Source organism: Pseudoalteromonas sp. NBT06-2, assembly GCF_002276045.1.
Classification (GTDB): Bacteria; Pseudomonadota; Gammaproteobacteria; order Enterobacterales; family Alteromonadaceae; genus Pseudoalteromonas.
Genome location: NZ_NQMR01000349.1, coordinates 1 through 627, shown reverse-complemented (window position 1 = coordinate 627; position 627 = coordinate 1). Strand labels below are relative to the sequence as shown.

General features: G+C 41.3%; 1 pseudogene. It reads left to right on the top strand.

Going from position 1 to position 627, the window contains the following annotated elements:
• Positions 1 to 351 precede the first annotated feature (351 nt).
• Positions 352 to 627: pseudogene (locus CJF42_RS25985) on the top strand (group II intron reverse transcriptase/maturase); the annotation flags it as partial.

Here is a 627-nt window from a genome sequence, read left to right as displayed (position 1 = left end):
ACCAAGCCGACTATCAACATTGCGTTTGATAGGGTCAATCTTAGTCAAAAGCTTTAATTGATTGCGAAGGGGGGAAGTGATTTATAAATCACAGAAAATTGGTAACATCTATCTTGGGTTCACGAATCATCAAATAAGGTGAAGTCTCCATCAATGGCTAAAGGTAACACTAAGGCTGTAAATGGAACTGGACACGGGGAGTAATTGTTCCTCTTTATTAGAGGCATAAAAGGCGGTTAAGCATATTGCAATAATAGGGCAAATCCCACGCTAGAAGACTTAATGCGACAACGAAATAAACCTAACCAAGTTAGACGGAAAAATCAATGGCAGGTGATGTGAGACAATAATATGAGAGTTCATTACAGTCTTTACGGACGCATGCTATCACTGCAAGCGCTGTATGAGGCTTACAAACAAGTGAAAAAAAATCGAGGTGCTGCCGGTATTGACGGGCAGAGCGTGGATGATTTTACACAAAATTTGGAAGTTGAACTCAAAAGGTTATTGCTCGAACTACAAGAAAAGCGCTATCAAGCGCAGCCAGTGAAACGTGTTGAAATCGACAAAGACGATGGCGGCAAACGGTTATTGGGTATTCCCACAGTTCGAGACCGAATTGTTCAA